Source organism: Cupriavidus gilardii, assembly GCF_008801915.1.
GTDB lineage: Bacteria > Pseudomonadota > Gammaproteobacteria > Burkholderiales > Burkholderiaceae > Cupriavidus > Cupriavidus gilardii.
The window spans coordinates 1-1,699 of sequence record NZ_VZOV01000062.1 but is presented as its reverse complement, the minus strand read 5'-3'; the positions used below and the strand labels follow the sequence as shown (position 1 = coordinate 1,699).

Annotated in this window: 3 protein-coding genes; 2 read left to right on the top strand and 1 reads right to left on the bottom strand. The window is 58.2% G+C overall.

All coding sequences use genetic code 11. The features are described from left to right. Together F7Q96_RS26995 and F7Q96_RS26380 are read left to right on the top strand one after the other, a co-directional pair. Positions 1 to 1,013, top strand: a 1,013-nt coding sequence (locus tag F7Q96_RS26995) for a hypothetical protein (protein ID WP_170266040.1), incomplete at its 5' end; no start/stop codon positions are given. Positions 1,014 to 1,016: 3 nt separating this feature from the next. Then, on the top strand, positions 1,017 to 1,199 hold the full coding sequence (locus tag F7Q96_RS26380; RefSeq protein WP_151023633.1) for a hypothetical protein: 183 nt from the start codon (positions 1,017 to 1,019) through the stop codon (positions 1,197 to 1,199). A 10-nt stretch (positions 1,200 to 1,209) separates the two neighbouring features. On the opposite strand, the gene F7Q96_RS26375 is transcribed toward F7Q96_RS26380, so the two are convergent. Then, on the bottom strand, positions 1,210 to 1,500 hold the full coding sequence (locus F7Q96_RS26375; protein WP_151023631.1) for a hypothetical protein: 291 nt from the start codon (positions 1,498 to 1,500) through the stop codon (positions 1,210 to 1,212). Positions 1,501 to 1,699 lie beyond the last annotated feature (199 nt).

The following is a 1,699-nucleotide window of genomic DNA, read 5'->3' as shown; positions in this document are numbered from 1 at the left end:
CATCAATGGCAACGATCGACTTCCTCCCATTCGCTACTGGCAGCGGCGCCAATGTCATGTCGCAGGCCGAGTGGGCCGCGCTGACGCAACGCCTCTCGGGCTTTCAGTCCGGCGTCGCGCAGTCCGCGCAGCTGAACAAGGCATGGCGCCAGTCCAGCATCATGGCGGCCGTCATCGCGCAGTTCATCTCCGATATCACTGGACAGGACGTCATCGACGACGGCACGACGGCCTCGATTCTGGCGAACCTGAAGTCGGCTGTGAGCGCCCAGTCTGTCGGAGTGGTGGGCGCCGTACGAAATGCCCGCATGATCGTTTCTTCCGCCTCGACCAGCGCAACCTATCAGGCGGACGAGGTTATCGTGCAGACGGCGCTGAGCGGTCAGGCGTATCGACTCACGAACGTCAGCGAGACCATCAACGTGTCGACGACCGGCGCGGGCGGCATGGATACTGGTACCGCACCGGCAAGTAGCTGGATCGCTGTCTATCTGATCTACAACCCGGTTACGCGCGACGCTGCACTGCTTGGCCGCGCTCTAGCTACCGGGGTGGTGGCACCCGAAATATATGCGGGGCCAAACATGCCGTCGGGCTATACGGCGTCGGCACTGATTAGCCTGTTTAGCACCACCCCATCTGCGCAGATTTCCCCCTTCACTCAGCGTGGCCGACGGGTCAATAGGCAGGCTGTGGGGGTCTTCAACTCATCGACAAATGATGCCACTTGGCAGCCGGTCAGTTTGGTCGGTGCAGTTCCGCCAAACGCAAAATCTGCCTCCGGATATGGGGACGCCGCAACAACTGCCGGGGCTGTCATCAATTTCGGTATCGGATCCAGTTCCGCTGGCCTTGGGAACAATACTCTCAACATATCGAGCGCCGGTGCATTCGGGGTGAGTCTGAACTTCGATGACGTCCATCTCGACACTCTTCAGACCCTGTATGTTTATCGCACTGCAAGCGCAGGGACGCCCAGCTTCACGGTGTACATTCGCGGCTACGAGTTCTGAACCATGAAAATCCACGTGCAATTCGCCGACGAGACCGAAGAGGTCATCGTGTCGTGTTTCTTGTCCCAGCCTGACCCGGAGTACTGGCACTATTTTGGCGAAGTCGAGGTGACGGATCCCCGATGGCACGTCTACTACGAGGCGATGCCAGTACATGCGAAACAGTGCTGGCCGTCGCCCCAGTAGCCAAGAGATGTCAATCCCCGCTCTTCCTGGCGGTCACGAAGGTGCAATCACCTCTGTTCGCCAGGTCGAAGCCATAGGTCTTCAAGATTGACGTCACCAAATCGCGGTCTTCGTCCTCGGTAGTCGCCCAGACGTCCTGAGTTTCGAACGACAGGAGCTCGAATCGGTGATGGCGAACCAGGTCAAGGACTTCGGCTGGCGCGAACTCTCGCACATGCGGCTTATACATGAACGGATGTTCGCCCTTTAGGATTTGCGCGATGTTTCCAAGCGCCGACACGTTTGGCGTGCTGAGAAGCATGACAGACCCGTTGCGGGATACTCGGCGAAGCTCAGACATCAACGAGTTGACGCCCGAGAAGGTGAATTGATCGTAAGCGCGAAATTCTCCGCACATAGCGTCACAAGCACAGACGGCGCAGGATTGTGTCCACCATTTTTAGTGGACACAACTCATGGACCAGATCGATTTGGATTTCTTGCCGCTGCGGGTGATCAAC

Excerpts from the sequence above, each read along its gene's own strand:
- F7Q96_RS26380 (WP_151023633.1), top strand. The coding sequence starts at position 1,017 with ATGAAAATCCACGTGCAATTCGCCGACGAGACCGAAGAGGTCATCGTG.
- F7Q96_RS26375 (WP_151023631.1), bottom strand. The coding sequence starts at position 1,500 with ATGCTTCTCAGCACGCCAAACGTGTCGGCGCTTGGAAACATCGCGCAA.